The organism is Mangrovibacter phragmitis (genome assembly GCF_001655675.1).
Classification (GTDB): Bacteria; Pseudomonadota; Gammaproteobacteria; order Enterobacterales; family Enterobacteriaceae; genus Mangrovibacter; species Mangrovibacter phragmitis.
Genome location: NZ_LYRP01000001.1, coordinates 459718 through 476482, shown reverse-complemented (window position 1 = coordinate 476482; position 16765 = coordinate 459718). Strand labels below are relative to the sequence as shown.

General features: G+C 47.0%; 14 protein-coding genes. 6 read left to right on the top strand and 8 right to left on the bottom strand.

Annotated elements, in window-relative coordinates; all coding sequences use genetic code 11:
- Positions 1-848: 848 nt before the first annotated feature.
- Positions 849-1385: an Ail/Lom family outer membrane beta-barrel protein gene (locus A9B99_RS02130; RefSeq protein WP_064594148.1), complete on the top strand. Its 537-nt coding sequence runs from the start codon at positions 849-851 to the stop codon at positions 1383-1385.
- Between the two features lie 425 nt (positions 1386-1810).
- On the opposite strand, the gene A9B99_RS02125 is transcribed toward A9B99_RS02130, so the two are convergent.
- On the bottom strand, positions 1811-4441 hold the full coding sequence (locus A9B99_RS02125; protein ID WP_064594145.1) for an EAL domain-containing protein: 2631 nt from the start codon (positions 4439-4441) through the stop codon (positions 1811-1813).
- Positions 4442-4743: 302 nt separating this feature from the next.
- Here A9B99_RS02125 and A9B99_RS02120 point away from each other — a divergent pair, with 302 nt between their 5' ends.
- Entirely contained in the window at positions 4744-5004 is a 261-nt protein-coding gene (locus A9B99_RS02120; protein ID WP_064594144.1) for a DUF2534 family protein, read from the top strand.
- 70 nt (positions 5005-5074) lie between these two features.
- On the opposite strand, the gene A9B99_RS02115 is transcribed toward A9B99_RS02120, so the two are convergent.
- Both A9B99_RS02115 and A9B99_RS02110 read right to left on the bottom strand, forming a co-directional pair.
- The gene (locus tag A9B99_RS02115; protein ID WP_036107226.1) at positions 5075-5263 is read right to left on the bottom strand and encodes a YjfB family protein; all 189 of its coding nucleotides are present in this window, start codon (positions 5261-5263) and stop codon (positions 5075-5077) included.
- A gap of 203 nt (positions 5264-5466) precedes the next feature.
- Positions 5467-5976: a hypothetical protein gene (locus tag A9B99_RS02110; RefSeq protein WP_064594143.1), complete on the bottom strand. Its 510-nt coding sequence runs from the start codon at positions 5974-5976 to the stop codon at positions 5467-5469.
- A 464-nt stretch (positions 5977-6440) separates the two neighbouring features.
- Between A9B99_RS02110 and A9B99_RS02105 the strand changes: the two genes are divergently transcribed.
- Positions 6441-8375, top strand: a complete 1935-nt coding sequence (locus A9B99_RS02105; protein WP_064594142.1) for a methyl-accepting chemotaxis protein — start codon at positions 6441-6443, stop codon at positions 8373-8375.
- Positions 8376-8422: 47 nt separating this feature from the next.
- Positions 8423-9082: a metallophosphoesterase gene (locus tag A9B99_RS02100; RefSeq protein WP_064594140.1), complete on the top strand. Its 660-nt coding sequence runs from the start codon at positions 8423-8425 to the stop codon at positions 9080-9082.
- On the opposite strand, the gene A9B99_RS23010 is transcribed toward A9B99_RS02100, so the two are convergent.
- The 5 genes from A9B99_RS23010 to yebS form a co-directional block, all read right to left on the bottom strand.
- The gene (locus A9B99_RS23010; protein ID WP_074388752.1) at positions 9065-9277 is read right to left on the bottom strand and encodes a DUF1482 family protein; all 213 of its coding nucleotides are present in this window, start codon (positions 9275-9277) and stop codon (positions 9065-9067) included. The genes A9B99_RS02100 and A9B99_RS23010 overlap by 18 nt on opposite strands.
- A gap of 288 nt (positions 9278-9565) precedes the next feature.
- Positions 9566-9802, bottom strand: a complete 237-nt coding sequence (locus tag A9B99_RS02095; protein ID WP_036107246.1) for a DUF1480 family protein — start codon at positions 9800-9802, stop codon at positions 9566-9568.
- Between the two features lie 118 nt (positions 9803-9920).
- The gene (rsmF, locus tag A9B99_RS02090; RefSeq protein ID WP_197499245.1) at positions 9921-11366 is read right to left on the bottom strand and encodes a 16S rRNA (cytosine(1407)-C(5))-methyltransferase RsmF; all 1446 of its coding nucleotides are present in this window, start codon (positions 11364-11366) and stop codon (positions 9921-9923) included.
- A 97-nt stretch (positions 11367-11463) separates the two neighbouring features.
- Positions 11464-14088, bottom strand: a complete 2625-nt coding sequence (locus tag A9B99_RS02085) for a PqiB family protein (protein ID WP_064594139.1) — start codon at positions 14086-14088, stop codon at positions 11464-11466.
- The gene (gene yebS, locus A9B99_RS02080) at positions 14060-15340 is read right to left on the bottom strand and encodes a membrane integrity lipid transport subunit YebS (RefSeq protein WP_064594137.1); all 1281 of its coding nucleotides are present in this window, start codon (positions 15338-15340) and stop codon (positions 14060-14062) included. The genes A9B99_RS02085 and yebS overlap by 29 nt, the downstream gene beginning before the upstream one ends.
- A gap of 127 nt (positions 15341-15467) precedes the next feature.
- Between yebS and A9B99_RS02075 the strand changes: the two genes are divergently transcribed.
- Positions 15468-15962 (top strand): GAF domain-containing protein, encoded by a 495-nt coding sequence (locus A9B99_RS02075; RefSeq protein ID WP_064594135.1) that lies wholly within the window; start codon positions 15468-15470, stop codon positions 15960-15962.
- Positions 15963-16061: 99 nt separating this feature from the next.
- On the top strand, positions 16062-16748 hold the full coding sequence (gene proQ / locus A9B99_RS02070) for an RNA chaperone ProQ (protein WP_064594133.1): 687 nt from the start codon (positions 16062-16064) through the stop codon (positions 16746-16748).
- Positions 16749-16765 lie beyond the last annotated feature (17 nt).

The following is a 16765-nucleotide window of genomic DNA, read 5'->3' as shown; positions in this document are numbered from 1 at the left end:
AGGCAGGTGTTCACATTCTAATACTAAGGTCTGATTTAACAAGTCATTCAATACTCTGTTGCCTATTCTAAGAATATTCTTATTAAACCGCTCTGATTTAACTGTTTCCGACTTCAGACCCACAGATGAGCACAGCTTTCAGCACAGGGACAGAGCGGTTACTCCCTGGTGAGGCGGAACAAGGTAATAATGAAGTCAGTTTAGGCAAATTCATGTCATCCAAAAGAACATGGGCATGCTTGTATTTCCCAAGATAACTCGTAAGTTCTTCTGCTGCTATTGGTTTTCTTACGACCAGAAGTGATGCTGCCGATATTAGCAATCCTGAGGGCGTTTGATTGAGTACCTGATCATATCCTTTTGCAGCATCGCCGCCTAACTGCTCGGCAGTACGCCGGAAGCCTTCAATATTACCAATATATAGCCCACCAGCTGCCAGCAGTCAGCCCGCGGCTTTGCTGTTGACAGTCCGGTCGTGTACTGGGCGTTTTAACTGATGCTCGGTTATGTAGCTGAGACGGAAATACATTGATGCCGTTAAGTCATTACGTAGTTGTCCTGATTGCGTGATAACCGGGGAAATTTCGCTTCCTGCGTGATTTTTCTCAATAGAACAATTTTGCCGTTTCTTAGGCCATTCTGGATGTACTGAACCATCGGGGCTGTTTTCCCTGATGCCGGAGCTGATAAGAAAAGCAGATCTGGTTGCATAAGCAAGATAGGTTAGATGTGATGTACTGCATGTTTTTTTTATATCGTCATTATATTTCTACAAGTGTTTAAGCTTGGTTTATTTTGCAGCTATATAATTCTTGAGGTTTTTTATTCAACGGAGTTTGAATTTACTTATGAACAAGAAGTTACTTGCCTTAGTGTTATCGATTAGCGTTACTGGTTTTCCTGCACTGGCAATTGCAGATGATGGAAAAACAATATTATCTGCTGGTTATGCACAGAGTCACACTAAGTATTCTGGGCGAAATCTACGCGATGACCCACAAGGTTTAAATATTAAGGTTAATCGTGAAGTTGTCGATGGCTGGGGAGTTGTGGCATCACTCACTCATACTGAAAGGACATTCAGGGAAAACCGTATTGATTTAAACCTCAAGTATACCAATATTAGTATTGGTCCATCATATCGTTTTAATGACTCTGTTTCCGGATATGGGTTTCTCGGTTGGGCAAATGGGAAGGTGAGTTCTTACGACTTATTATCTGGAGAAAAAAGTTACTATACTGATTCAGCTAATAACATTGCTGTAGGTGCTGGTATACAGGCTCATGTAGCTAAACAAGTTGTTGTTGATGTCTCCTGGGAATATACAAAACTTAATGCGTTTAAAGCCAATACCTGGGTTGTTGGTCTTGGTTACTCGTTTTAATGGGTGCTGAAGCTTTCAATGCACATGATTTTTTTGCATAAATTACTACTCTTTAAAATCCATTGAACTTAGTGGCAAATGATCTGCAGTGATAATGCTGTTGCTTATGGTTTTACTAACCTGTCCGGTGGTTCTGCTTGTGCCACGTTGTCTAACTGAACTAAGTGCTTCTATCGAAAAATTAATCTCAAGTAAGTAGCTCAAACTGGAATGTGCTGGGTTATGGAGTGAAAATATAGTGGCAATCTCTTAAACATTTTTTATGTGAGGTACTCTCTTATTGTGTAATGACGGCTTCCATAACTAAGAAGCCGTTTCAGGTTATATCCTGAGTTGAAGGTTTTATAGTACAAGGTTTGAGTTATTCGTTGCATATGTATTCTTTATCGAAACTATTCGGGGGTATAAACAAAGTATGTGGTTCTTCAGTTTCGTCTTCCTGTGAGTCTGCCGTCTCCTTCGCTGGCGGTCTGCCTGGAAAGATGCTGTTTTAATTCCCCCAATGATACCGGGCGTCCAATAAAGTACCCTTGTAGCGCGTCACAATCTAAAGACTCGAAATAAGTTTGCTGTTCTTTTGTCTCCACACCTTCAGCTGTAATATGCAATGAAAAAGCTTTGCCCAAACCCACAATATTCTCGACAACTCGTCGGGCATTTTCAGATGTATCTGTTGGTATCACGAACGATTTATCCAGCTTAATTCCATCGAACGGGAAGGCATGCAGATAACTCAGTGAAGCATAACCGGCGCCGAAATCATCAATCAAAAAGCGCACCCCAATGCTTTTCAAAGACAGCATAATGTCAGTGACTCTTTCCGGGTCGCTAAGCGCAGTATTTTCTGAAATTTCAATTTCAAGCTGTGAAGGTGAAAGCCCTGATGTGGTCAGCACATGATGAATGCGTGAGACAAACCCGGAAACACGGAATTCGATGGCAGAAATGTTCACTGCAACGGAAAGTGAGCCAAAGTGTTCCACGGCATCCTGACAGGCCGTAGTCAGCACCCAGTCACTCATTTGAAAAATAAGGCCGGTATCTTCCGCCAGAGGAATAAACTGATCCGGCGTCAGCAGACCAAGTCTGGGGTGTTGCCAGCGAATCAGTGCTTCAATGGTTGTCACTTTTCCGGTGCGTACGTCATAGCGAGGCTGGTAAACCAGTTGCAACTGGTTGGCATGAATGGCAACACGAAGTTCATTTTCAAGCTCGCGGCGTTGAACAATTTGTTCTTCCATTGCAGGGTGGTAAAGACGCCAACAGTTGCGCCCGTCATGCTTTGCCTGATAGAGAGCAATATCTGAATAGCGTAGTAAATCATTCGCGTCAGTAGCATGCTGAGGAGCGATGGCTATACCGATACTGGCACCAATGTATACGTCAGTATCTTCAAGATGAAATGCCTGAGTGAGACGGGATAGCAAAGCATCGCTCAGGCGTTCTGGTTCGTGCGCCCCTTCTACTGTGGGCAAGATAACGATAAATTCGTCGCCCCCATATCGGGTCACCAGACCATTTTCAGGCATACATTCACGTAGCCTGGCGGAGACATCATGCAAAATCTTGTCACCCACTGAGTGCCCATACAGGTCGTTAACTGGCTTGAATTTATCCAAATCTATAGTCAATACGGCAATTTGTTGATTATTAGTAAGCTGATTCAGGGAGTGACTATCCAAAAACTGGCGCATTTGCACACGGTTTGGTAACCCGGTCAGCTCATCATGTTCCGACAGGTAACGCATTCTTGCCTGCGTTTGTACTTCCTGCGTAACATCATTTGCGGTTCCCCTGAAGCCGGGACGACCGTCGGATTTTTTTACTTTCTTGATAACCAGATTGCAAAAATGTGGCTGGTTGTCAGGGGAAAAATACAGGCACTGAATGAGAGAAAGATGGCTGCCGACAGAGGTGGAACTGGCCCATTGAGTAAGGCGATAAATCGAGTGAGAATCCAGCAAGAAGGCAGTTAGTGGACGGCCAATCCATTCGTGCTGTGGGCAACCTGTTATTACAGGGAAACGACCTGAAATCCAGCTAAAACACAATTTGTCATCGGTTTCCCAAATCCAGTCACTGGTTGTTTCCGCAACATCGCGAAAGCGTTGCTCACTGGCAGCCAGAGCCAGTCTGCCCTGTTCCAGTAAAAATGTGCTTTCATCATTCACCCGTGCTCTGAGCATCGCGTGGCGCATTAAAGCCAGCGTCAGAAATAGTGTGGCAAAGAAGAGGAATACCAGCGAGGGTAACACCCAGGTTAACAGTGCCCCACCGGGATTTGCGCTGGTCCATTCAATACTGATGAAACCCGTACCGGTGTGCAAGGGAAAACCATATTCACGTTTGTCTGAGTCAACTTGCCTTGCGTGGGTATGAATATGAGTATTAACCACACCATAATCCTGGCCCATAGCACGTAATTTCGCCGGAGTCAGTCGGTCAACGAAAATCATGATTGATGGTGGACCGGGAACCGGCTTGATAGTGTTGTCACTACCGGTCTCAATCCAGGCTGCAGCCAACAGAACCAGCGTGTTATCCACGACAGTAAACTGTGAGATGGCTTTGCCGCCAGATTCGATAAGTTTCTGGTGAAGCATGGGCAACACAGGTACTTTAAGCCAGTTTTGAAAGGAGGTGTGCGACAAATGTCCGCTGATGACACTGTAGCGAGTGATATCATCCGGCCCTAATACGAATACTCCCTCTAACTGGAAGGTCGTATACAGGGAGCTCCCCAGGTTTTGTTGAACCCAGGCCCAGTTTGTATTCATTCTGACATGAAGGTTGGTGTAGGCTTCACCCCAGTTTGCGTTATCATCAAGGTGAGAACGAATTGACTCCTGTCGGGCATGAAGGGCTTTTAAAATCAAATGCTTATTTTGCAGGTCCGCCTGTGTGTTCAGTGTGTTGGCGATAGAGAACAATGTAACGATAACCGCCACGAAAATGGCACTGATCATGACTATCATGGCAATGAGAGTCCGTCTGACTATTCCCCTGCTATCTGCAAGGGGAAATGTATTTACGGCGTTAAGCACATTTTTATTCATACTGTTTTCATTTCAGTGTGCTCAGAGAGCTTTATTGCGCCAATAAAAAGTCGTAAATGATTTATCGGCAGGGTTGCAGCAAGATTTACCGTAGGAAATGCTCTGGGGAAAATTATTCGTTGTTTGCAGGTCAGGGCACAGTTTAGTGAGGTTGTAAGTCATATACCCTGGGAAGAGTAGTTATCCATCAACCGGAAACAGCTCTGCGAGCAATATGGGTTCACCCGGCAGCCTGAATATGGTAGAAATAACAGATTATTCACACATTCAGCGCATTGAATCTACATTTCTCAGGAGGCGCTATGTTCGAAAAACTTCATACTCGTAATGGTAAAAAATTCTTGCTGTGTGTCGCACTGGTCTTCGTTGTTGCACTTTCTGTGATTGGTAAAGCAACGTTTGGTGGTGTGGTGGATGAATACAACATGCCAATGTCTGAATGGTCGGTTTCTATGTACTTTATGCAAAGTGCATGGGTGCTTATCTACACGCTGATGTTCACTATTATTGGGTCTTTACCGTTTGGTTTCTATTTCCTGGGAGAAACCGACAAGCATCACTGATCCGTAGGCATGAAATAACTATCCCGGCAGGTGCCGGGATAGGGGAAAGTACCTGAACAGGTTGCTTGTATCAGGCTGTTGTATTGATATTACGGCCAACTGCCGGGTTAGCCGGGAGTGAAGGTACCGCGTTAATCAACTGTGTAGCAACTGACTCCTGGTTATCCAGCGTTTTTCTCAGCATTAACGTGCTTACCTCATTATTGGTTTGCATGGTGCTGAGGCCGGTAGAAAGTGCAGCAATCTGTGATACATCCATCTTAATATCCTGATTGATTTGAGAGATATCGGAACGATACAGGACATGATAAGGGTAAACCCTAATCGGCGAAAATGTAACATGGGCAAAAAATACCCACGTTAAAGTATTATCGGCACAATGATGTAAAACCTGAGGATTAAATGCTAACAACCTGCAACATTAGCGCAGATAGTGAGCTCAGGTCTGCCTGTAGTGACTGGTTACAGGTCATCAGCATGTTCATCCTGCAGGGCTTTGGCATCAGGGGATGAGAACAGCAATACCGTACTGGTAGTGCCCTGGCTGTCGCTGGCAAAGTAGAGTGCAATATTGCCATCGTCAAAAGTGAACATAACCGACTGGCCAGGCGTGGTGCGCACGGCGACAATTTGGTCTTCTCCAGGTGCACTCACCAGACCGTACTTTTTCGTCAGTGAATTAATTGTTTCGGCTGTGTTGTCTACAGGTACCCGGATACCCAGGCGAATAAACTGGTTACCGGCAAAGAAAAACTCGGCATGGGTTACGCTACTTTCGAACGGGAAGTCTGTGCACTGGTACATTTCCCCGATTTCAACTTTCACAGGGCCGGTCATCGTGCAATGTGCATGCTCTTTAATGACATCCGGGCTACTACCAAAATCCATGTCGCGAAAACCGCTGGCTGCCAGTGCATCGTGGCAGGTCAGTGTTAGCAGAATACTTGCTAACAGCGGAAAACACCTCTTCATTTCCTGTTCCTGAAACTGATGTTACACACATTAACCTTGCAGCAGGATACTCGCCATGTTGTGTTTCAGCCAGCAAAATTTAACCAGCACGGACTGGTTAACCTGCCAGGTGTAATCACGGGAAAATGGAGTGCAGGTAAATTAAAAAAGAGAACAACTGGTTAGCAAATAACTACTGGTGAATTTATTATAAGAATATTAATGTCACTGTATTAATATTTAATTTCTACTGAATTCTTGGTCGGAAATTAAAAAATTATCGAATACAATCAATCAGTTGTTTGTAAATATATTGTTTAGATCAATAAATGTGCTTGTTTTTAGATAAAGGCCTGACTTTAATTTAATACGCTATAAAAGTCTTCTCTGTATTGCCGATAGCTACACTATGGTTAATCACTTCTTATTTGAAGTGATATTTACTTACGTTAAAAATCGCTCTGTATTAAATAAGGAACAGCCATATGCTTCTGGAACTGTTAGGCCTTACAAAACTAAAAATTACCGCGAAATTATATCTTGGATTTTCTGTTGCTATGATTATTGTGGTTTTAGTCTCAGCGTTTGGTATTAATGCCTTGTTTAATATCAAAAATCACACGACGAAGAATGATTTTGCAAACAACTTGTCAGCAGAGCTTGATAAGTTGAGAAGCGCCCGGCTTACCTATCTTGCAACTAATGACCTGACAGTACTTGAGAAGAATCGTCAGGAATTGGCCAGAACTGTAGGCTTGATTGAAAGTAATAGCAAATTATCCTGGCAGTCAGATGATCTTCCTCTTCTTGAAACCATAAAACAGAAGTTTGCGGTCTACCAGAACAGTTATGAGCAGGTTTATCAAAAAGAAAAAGACCGTCAGTCTATGCTTGAAGGAATAAGCCAGGATATCAGTCAGGGAAAATTAGATGACTATTATAATGCTATTCAAAACACACAACTGACAGAGGCGCAGGTAAATAAGTTGTTCAGTTTTATGCTATTGCTGAGTGATGTGCGTGATATCGCTCACGATGTGCAAATGCATGGGGAGCAGACCTATCTCGATCAGGCGTCAGCCAAAATGGCACAGGCACAGAAAATGTATAGTAACTTCTCCCATGAGTCGGATCTGCCTTTTAATATCATAGACCCTGCCTGGCAATATTTTGGCCAGTTTATGAAAAACTTGCAGAGTTACTATCATATTTACCAGCAAAGTGTGCAGGCAACAAATGTACTGAGTGCTTCTGCACAATCCCTGAGCCAGGCAGTACAGGTATTAAATGATCTTGAAGCTGAAAAAAACAGGTCCATTATTTTTCATACCATTAGTGTGATGATTGTCATTTCAATAGTTGCCATTATGTTTAGTTTACTCGCTGCCTGGTATATCACTCGCCTGATAACTAAACCGATTAAAGAAAACCTGCAACTCGCTGAGCACATTGCTGATGGTGATCTTACACAACACATTAAACCGGCAAGTGATGATGAACTCGGGCAATTGACTGCCGCAATGGCAAAAATGAACACTCGGTTGCACAAAATGATCAGTGATATTCAGGACAGTGTTGTACATGTAGTGGGGGCTGCCGGAAAAATTGCTGCCAGCAATGATGACCTTGCTTCGCGCACCGAGCAGCAATCAGCAGCGGTAGTTGAAACTGCGGCGAGTATGGAAGAGTTAACATCTGCAGTGAAACGGAATGCTGAAAACGCTCATCAGGCGAGCCAACTGGCAACAGGCGCTACACAGGATGCTGGCAAAGGCGGCGACATTGTGCGCGGTGTAATTAAAACCATGGAGAGTATTACCGACAGTTCGAAAAAAATTTCCGAAATTATTAATGTAATTAATGGTATCTCTTTCCAGACCAATATTTTGGCCCTGAATGCGGCAGTGGAGGCTGCGCGAGCCGGTGAACAAGGGCGTGGGTTCGCGGTAGTAGCAGGAGAGGTTCGTATGCTTGCTTCCCGCAGTGCCCAGGCTGCAAAAGAGATTGAAACGTTGATTACCGAGTCTGTATCGCGGGTGCAAACAGGGTCTTCACAAGTCTATGAAGCCGGAAAAACTATGGAGAACATTTTCACTTCCGTGTCGCATGTGAATGACATTATGAAGGAGATTGCGTCGGCATCGGATGAACAAAGCCGGGGTATCGACCAGATAAGCCATGCAATATCTGAACTGGATACGACGACACAGCAGAATGCATCAATGGTGGTTGATTCATCGCATAATGCTGGTGCTCTGGAAGAAGATGCTGGCCGCCTGGCCGGGCTGGTGGACATGTTCAGGATTACTGCCGTTCCCAAACAACAACACCAAAGACCAACCCCCGTACGCCCGTCTTTAGTCGACAAGCATAAACCAGAGCTAACAAGTGACAGTGGCGGTCAGTGGGAAAGCTTCTGACCTGTCAGCCCCTGGTGCCAGCTATACTGAGTGCATTGGGGGGATTTATGTATCAACGCATTGATGGACGTAACTGGCGACACATCTATTTGGTGGGTGACTTGCATGGTTGCCTGGCACAATTTGCCGGGCAACTACGCAAGGTTTGCTTTGATCCCTGGCAGGATCTGGTTATTTCTGTGGGAGATTTAATTGACCGTGGCCCGGACAGCCCCGGTTGCCTGGCACTGATTGGCAAACCCTGGTTTCGTGCTGTTCAGGGTAACCACGAGGTGATGGCGCTGAATTCGCTCAATGATACCGGTTACGATACCGAAAGCGGATTTTTATGGGAAATGAATGGTGGCCGATGGTTTCGCCAATTAAATGAAGTGCAAAAACAACAAGCAGAAAAGCTCTTTCAGCGCTGTAAACACCTCCCTCTTATTATCGAATTACTCGTGCAGGATAAACGCATCATTATTGCGCATGCTGATTACCCTTTAGCACACTGGGTGTGGCAGGCTGATGTTGACCCGGGGCTTGTGGTCTGGAGCCGTGAGCGGTTACAACGGAATATTCAGGGGAAAGGCGAACCTATTGAAGGTGCTGATGCTTTTTACTTTGGGCACACACCGCTAAAAACACCGCTGCGTTTTTTTAACCAGCACTACATTGATACCGGGGCAGTATTTGGTAATACCCTGACGTTAGTGGCTGTGCAGTAACCATAAGTCGCTATGTTGCCTTGCCGGGTGCAAACCTTTCATGCGGTATTTCGTTTCATAAGGGTAACATCCTCCGTGGCGAATGCCCTGGTCTTTCATTGCGTACAGGCACTGTTCTTCAGTGGTGAAATTTTCTATCGGTAGTGTTTTGCAACCACCATTGAGATAACAAACAAAAAGCACAAGCGTGTACATGGGTCCCTCACGTCCATCGTGGCACTGTGTATTAAGTGTAGGGGAGGGAATTAAGGCTGGGAAATACCTGATAGAAAAATAAGCCCGCCATGGGGCGGGAAAGTGTCGCGATAACAATGTCTCTGGTTATCCAGAAGCACTGGTTATCCAAAAAGGTTATGGCATCTGATTATCGGTTTATTCCGTAACCCTGAAAAAGGAAGAGAGACATTTCCTGTTTAAGGGGACCGGTTGCAGTCAGTTCCTTACACTAATTCCCTTTCCCTGTTTCTTGCACTATTTCTGGTACTATTCCACCCGCATAACCCATGCATCAGTGGTTTTGTCGTAGTCCTGACGGTAAAGCTCCGATGTGGCTCCATCCATTTGGGCCGGAATTGAGGTTTGTTCATCCCATGCATCGAGTTGCATACATAAATCCGGGTCGGATTTACAGGGAATAGTCAGGGTTGTCCCTTCTTTCCCACTATGCAATTCGGCATCATCAATTTCATAAGCTCCTATACGAACACTGGTTTTGGTCATCGTGCGCTCCATGATTTATTTGCAGGTGGTATGACCAGATAAGGTCATACCTATGAAGCGTAGTGAAGATGACACAAATTGCCAAATCAAAAAATGCGTAAATTTTGGCCAGGTCACATCATTCTGCAGCACTGAACAAAATGCCATCCCGGACCAACTCGCGTGGATAACTGTTTTTCAATTTACTGGATACTTTTTTCGCCAGCCCCAAAACCTGCCCCTGGAACACCACCAGAACTTCACTGGCCTGTGGTGGGTTGCTAAGGAAAATATCTCTGCCGCGATACCATTCCTGTGCCTGTTCACCATTAATCTCGAAGGCATTTGGTGCACTGGCATTGCCCAGCGCAATGACCGCTTCATGTTGCCAGCGCACGCCTCTATTATGGCGCTCTGCCAGTTTGATTCCGCAGCGCGAGAAACGCACTTTATTAAGTAACGGCTCAATGTTTTGAGCAAACAACCACAACTCGTTGTCACGCACCCACAGGTTATGTAATTGAGGCCAGGATAACCCCACCTCTGCCGCGGCCTGTTGTATTGACAGGCTGTCTTTGCGACTGGCGGGTTTGAACGGAAAGGTTCCTAACTTAAATGACGGTTTTTCTGGTGCAGGCAGGCTGGCGTGCTTACGCAGGCAAGCGACAAAAAAACCTTCACTGTCATAATATTGTGGAAATACATGCAGAAAACCTTCAGTAGTGAGGGCTTTATCTGCTCCCGGGAACAGGTTATCCAGTGGCAAAACAGCGAGTTGCTCAGGAAACGCCTCAAGTAACGCGTGGCAAACTTCCTGGTTTTCATGCCTGTTCAGCGTACAAGTGGAATATATCAGCGTACCGCCAGAGCGCAATGCATGGAGAGCGCTCTCGAGAAGTTCTTTCTGGGTTGCGGCGATGCTGTGCATACTTTCCGTTGACCAGTTTTTCAGGGCATCGGCATCCTTACGGATAACACCTTCGCCAGAGCAGGGGGCATCAAGCAAAATTGCATCAAATGTTTCTGGCAACGCTGCACCAAAAACTTTGCCATCAAAATGGGTCAGTGCAGTGTTAATGACGCCACAACGGCTCAGGTTAGCATACAGGACTTTTACACGGCTGCTGGAGAACTCATTCGCCAGGATAAAGCCCTGGTTGCCCATGCATGCAGCCAGTTGCGTTGTTTTGGAGCCTGGTGCCGCAGCCATATCCATCATGCTGGCGGGACGAGTTTCACACTGTGACAGTAATGCTGTCACTGGCAGCATTGAACTGGCTTCCTGGATATAAAACAACCCACTCAGATGTTCAGCGGTGCTGCCCAGTGGCAACACATCTTCATCGTTCCGCTCTATCCAGAAACCTTCGTTGCACCAGGGGATTGGTGTGAGTTGCCAGTGGTAGGGGGCCGTCAGGGCAAGAAAGTCAGCAACTGAAATTTTCAGCGTGTTCACACGAATACTACGGCGTAGCGGTTTCGCACAATATTCAAGAAAGGTGTCCAGAGTTGTGCTGTCTGGCAGCGTGTCACTCATCAGTTGCAGAAATTCAGGCGGAAGAAAAAGATTGTGCGAGGCGGCCACGTTGTGTCCCTGTGTTACAAAGTTAATGCGGTAGTTTACCACAAAACCGTGTGCCGACCGACAGATCGGCACACGCTGGCGGTGTTGTGTTGAAATATTAACGGGGTATAGCGGTACCCCAGTCACGCCAGTCTTTAGGTTCGTTATCCAGTAGCAGGAAATGCTGGCCTGTTCGTGCTTTGGGTGAAAGCGGAGTACTGGGTGGGGTGGCAAATGCAATGCCGCCGCGAATAAACTGATTGAATGTCCCGGTTTTTACTACACCACCTACCAGACCGAAATCGAGCTTGTAGCCGGATGCCAGCCAGAACACCGAATTGCTGCGAACCAGGTTCTGGTAACGCTTTCCAATGCGCAGTGAAACCATCACCCGGTCAGACAGTGTACCCAGACCAAGACCGGTCACCGTACCCACTTCAATCCCCCGGAACAGAACAGGAGTGCCAACCGACAACGACCCGGCGTCCGGCACTTCGACGGTAATACTCAGTCCGTCGAGGTACCGGGAATCAGAAATTGTCGCCATCTGGATATCAAAGTCACGCTGGCGTCCGCCTTTGCCGGGTTCCACATTAATATAGGGCTGAATCAGTGTATCGAGGTTCGTAACACCTGCTGCGGAAATTTGTGGTGTAACAACAGAGAAACGGGTTCCTTTTCGGGCAAAGGTATTGGCATATTCGGGATAAAGTACCGCCTGAGCCTGTACTTCATTGCGTTCAGTAATGAGTGATAATGATTCTACCTGGCCAATATCAATCCCCAGATAACGAATCGGCATGCCCGAGGCCAGCTTGTCTGCACTGTATGCATGAAGTGTAATGCGACCGCCAATAGCACGAGCCGCCGTTTCTGAAGGCCACAATTTACGCTTTTCTGCTACAGGTAATAAATCTGCCGAGCTTGGCAGGTTGTCAAAACTAATCGCCCCACGAATAGCCCGGTTGAGCGGCGATGCCTGAACTGTAAGACCGTGCCCGTTTAACTGAATTTTGGCGCCACCTTCAGCCCAAAAAACACTGTCTGGGGTGAGCAACTTGCGGTACTGCGGTTCAATATAGACACCAACATCAAAAGACCCGGCATGTGGCGTGATACTGATAACTTGCCCTACTGCAAATTTTCGATACAGGACAACAGAACCTTGCTGAATATCAGGCAGGTTATCAGCAGTTAATGTGAGGGTGGCGGTGAGAACATCGTTTTGTTGGTTGTCTTTTGCCTGCTGGATATTGGCAAACAGTGGGTAATCCGTTTTAGCATTACCGTGGTTGCCAGCCAGCAGATTAATACCACCATTGACCCATTGCGCCGGTGGTGCTGCAAGGAATTCGACACCATCAAGGCCCACTTTCATATCCAGCCTGCTGTTAGCAACAAATTTACTGTCAGCGCGCACCAGTGAACGGTAGGTTGGGTCAATCGCGACGGTAAATTTTACACCCTCTGAGGTAAGTGTACGGGTAACCACCTGGCCAATCTGAATACCCCGGCTCAATACTGGCTGGCCAGGGCTTACGCCATAGCTGTCGGGAGCGGTAAGTGTCAATGACAACGCATTCGCCTGGTCAAGCAGGGCCTCACCTTCAGGCACTACATCAAAATGATGTTGCGGCTTACCTTCTCCCGGGTGCAACTCCAGGGTACTTCCTGTAAGGAGTGCACTCAGGTCAGGGTTATCGAGCGACACTTTTGGCTGGGCAAGTGTAATACGTGTACCTTCACGCATTAAATTGACTACGCTTGGGTCAACAGTCAGCTCGCCAGTTACCGTGCCATCGTTATCAAGGGCTATTTTTGTTAAGGTGCCAACCTGTAAACCCTGGTACATCAGTGGCGTGCTGTTACTCTTTAACCCGCTGCCGCCCGGCAGCGAAAGTGAGACATGCACGCCACGCTGGCTTTGTGCGATGTCCGGGTACAGGGTGAATTGGGCATTTTGTGGTGCCTGTTTGTCATCCGGTGGTGAATCAAATGCAATTGCGCCATTAACCAGTGCAGCAAGGCTTTCCAGTTGAATGGATGCACCACTAAAGCTGAAGTTGGTTTTCAATCCGGAAACATTCCAAAAACGGCTGTCATGTTTGACCAGGCTGGCAAAGCGCCTGTCGATCAACACATCAATGGAAACCCCCTGTTTGCTCAGCGTGTAATCATATACATGGCCTACCGGAACTTTGCGGTAATACACTTTTGAGCCGCTACTGAGTGCACCTAAATCCGGCGCCTGGAGATGAATCATCAGGGCACCATTGTTTTCCCGGTAGCGGGGTTGTGAATCCTGGGCGGTAAAATGGTCTTCTTCTTTGCCAGGGCCTGGCATCATACCGATGTAATTTCCACCTACCAGCGCATCAAGGCCGGAAACGCCCGCCAGAGAAGCTTTCGGGGTGACCAGCCAGAATTGAGTGCCAGCCCGAAGGGCGTCCTGCATGGAACGTTTTATGCTGGCCGTCACCACGATTTTACTCAAATCTTTACTGGGCTGAATATCCTGCACAGTACCAACTTCAACGCCCTGATAACGGACAGGGGTTCGCCCAGGAACTATACCGTCGGCAGAAACAAAATCGATGGTGATTGTGGTGCCATGCTCCTGCCAGGAGTTCCAGACCAGCCAGCCGCTAATCAACAGGGCAATAAATGGCAGGAGCCAGAAAGGAGAAATGCGGCGTTTGACTTTCACTGTCGCTTCAGGTGGCGTCATGTTTTCCTGACTCATAAGCATCCCAGAAAAGCCGGCTGTCGAGCCATTCAACAGCCAGCATAGTTAATACTACAGCCACACCGAAATAGAGTGCAGCTGGTCCCATAGTAAAGGTCAAAAGTTGCTCGCGGTTAACCAGTGACATCATGAGCGAAATGACAAACAAGTCCAGCATGGACCAACGCCCGACCCAGGTAATAATACGCAGCATTTTCATCCGGGCCAGAATACCCTGTTCGCAACGGCAATGAATGCTCAGCAGCAGGGTAAACAGCACAATAACTTTGGTAAAGGGCACAAGAATACTGGCAATAAATACAATCGCAGCAACAAAAATATTGCCATGCCCAAGGGAGATAATGCCGGAAAGAATAGTATCTTCCTGGCGTGTTCCATTCACATAAATAATGGAAACAGGCAACAGGTTAGCCGGGATTAAAAACATCAGTGAGGCAATCAGTGCCGCCCAGGATTTCTGCAAACTGTGCCTGCGCCGGTAGCGCAAGGGAACATGACAACGTACACAACGCCCTCGTTCGTCTGGCTCCCCGGTATGGTGGCAGGCGAGGCAAACACGGGCGTGAGGATTGGCCGTTTTCTGGAATGGCTGGGGATAAAAGCGCTGCCACAATTGCCCAATATTGAGGTAGATAATGGTCAGAATACTGAGTATGACCAACGCGATAAAAGCCACCAGTCCCTCGCCCCACTGAATGAATGCATAGTCACGTACTTTTATGGTGGCGACAACGATACCTATCAGGTAAATATCAACCATTATCCACTCTTTCAAACGGTGGAGCATGAGTAACACCGGGCGGACGTTCATCCCAATACGAGGGGCAATTCGCAGGTAAAGAATGGCGGCGACCAGGGTTGCAGGGGCTCCGACTGCACAGAACGTGACCAGCGAGGCAGTTATCACGTCCCCCTGTTTCACCATCTGCCAGACTCCCTGCATCAGGCTGGCATCAATGCGCGCACCTAATAACCAGATACTGAGCAACGGAGATGTCCAGGCAAAGGGCATCAGAATCAGCATGGTGACAGCAATTATAGTGAGCCGTTTCATCGACCAGTCGCGGCCACTGTCAACATGCGCATTGCAACGAGGGCAATAAGCTGTGTGCCGACGCGTAAGCGAAGGTAACAAAAAAAGCATGTCACATTCGTGACAACGCTGATAATGTGCGTCACTTGTCTTTGGCAAGACTTCACTTCTTGCTGGAAAAGAAAGCAGCCGGGCTATTCGCAATTTAAGGTGCATCGGGAACTCTGCCTGTCAAATTGATGGAGTAGTTTACCCTGAAAAAGGATTCATCTTGAGCCCCGGGGCATTTATTGCTTATTTTAGTAGTCCAGGCAGTAACGTTATACAACTAAGTGAACTATTAATGAATAAAGAGCTATTTTATCAAGAGTTGAACCGGGATTTTTCAGCACTGCTGGCAGGGGAAACCAGTTTTCTCGCTGTGCTGGCAAATACCAGCGCGCTTTTGTTTGAACGTCTTTCGTCTGTCAACTGGGCCGGGTTTTATTTGTTGGAAGGGGACTTGCTGGTTTTAGGGCCGTTTCAGGGCAAAATAGCTTGTGTGCGTATACCGACAGGTAAAGGTGTATGTGGCACGGCGATTGCTACAGGTAAAGTACAGCGCGTCGAAGATGTTCATGCGTTTGACGGCCACATTGCTTGTGATGCGTCCAGCAATGCAGAAATTGTCTTTCCGATAACAGTCGGCGGGCGTCAGTTAGGTGTGCTTGATATTGACAGTACCGAGTATGGCCGCTTTGATGAAGAAGACGAACGCGGACTGGAAACCCTGGTCACAGAGTTGGAAAAGCTTCTCTCTGGCACAGATTTCAAAAAATTCTTTCTAACAGATGCATGATAATCAACGGATAACGTAGCAATTACAAATGGCGTCATTATAATGACGCCTGTTCGTGCCTGTGATGGTTGGCAAAGTCCGTTGTAATCAGGAAATTTCATGGAAAATCAACCTAAGTTGAATAGCAGTAAAGAAGTTATCGCATTTCTTGCTGAGCGTTTCCCGCTCTGTTTCACTGCCGAAGGTGAAGCCCGGCCCCTGAAAGTCGGTATTTTTCAGGATCTTGTCGCACGAGTGGAAGGGGAACAGAACCTCAGCAAAACGCAGTTACGCTCTGCGTTACGCTTGTACACCTCCAGTTGGCGGTACCTGTATGGCATTAAGCCTGGTGCAACGCGAGTTGACCTGGATGGCAATCCTTGTGGTGAGCTGGAAGAACAGCATGTAGAACATGCCCGCAAACAACTGGAAGAAGCAAAAGCGCGTGTCCAGGCGCAGCGTAATGAGCAACAGGCGAAAAAACGTGCTGCTGCCGCTGCTGCAGGGGAAAACGGAGAAGCTACTGCTGCACGCCGTGAACGTAAGCCTCGTCCTGCTTCTGCGCCTCGTCGCAAAGAAAATGCGCCCCGCAAAGCGCCCGTGAACAAAAAACCACGACCAGCAGAGGAAGCTAACCATAAACCTGTAACTGACATTTCAGTGCTGAAACTGGGTCAGACAATTAAGGTTAAAGCGGGTAATTCGGCAATGGATGCGACTGTACAGGAAATTACCAAAGACGGTGTCCGTGTGGCGCTGGCTTCAGGTATGTCAATGATAGTGCGCGCAGAACATTTGCTGTTCTGAGACGGAGGTCAACCCAG